1 protein-coding gene is annotated in these 358 nt (G+C 46.4%); it reads left to right on the forward strand.

The window, feature by feature from the left end:
• On the forward strand, nt 1-358 hold a 358-nt coding region (locus AB4512_RS25450; protein ID WP_372176236.1), incomplete at both ends, for a hypothetical protein.

Genomic DNA, 358 nt, shown 5'->3' on the forward strand with positions numbered 1-358 from the left:
GATCTCCATTGTTCAAGACAGCGTTATCGATGCGGTTGAAGATACTCAACTTGATCTCGGCGCGGCACTCAATGGCATTTTGAGCTTTACGGGCCGTGATGATTCTCCTGACCAAGTGACGGTGATCATTGATGGTATCCTGGTCATTGATGCTACTACATCATTCCCGATTAGCCTGTCGGGAAGAAGTGATGTTGACTTTGTGAACGGGAAATATGTTTACGAGACAACGGTTGAACAGGGTACAACCGTCGATTCCTCAGGTTTGTTGTTGAACTTGCCACCAAACTACTCTGGTGACTTTAGGTTGCCAATGACCATCGTGACCAAAGATTTACAATCTGGCGATGAGAAGACC

It is taken from the genome of Vibrio sp. 10N.222.52.B7 (genome assembly GCF_041474275.1).
GTDB classification, from domain to species: Bacteria; Pseudomonadota; Gammaproteobacteria; order Enterobacterales; family Vibrionaceae; genus Vibrio; species Vibrio crassostreae_C.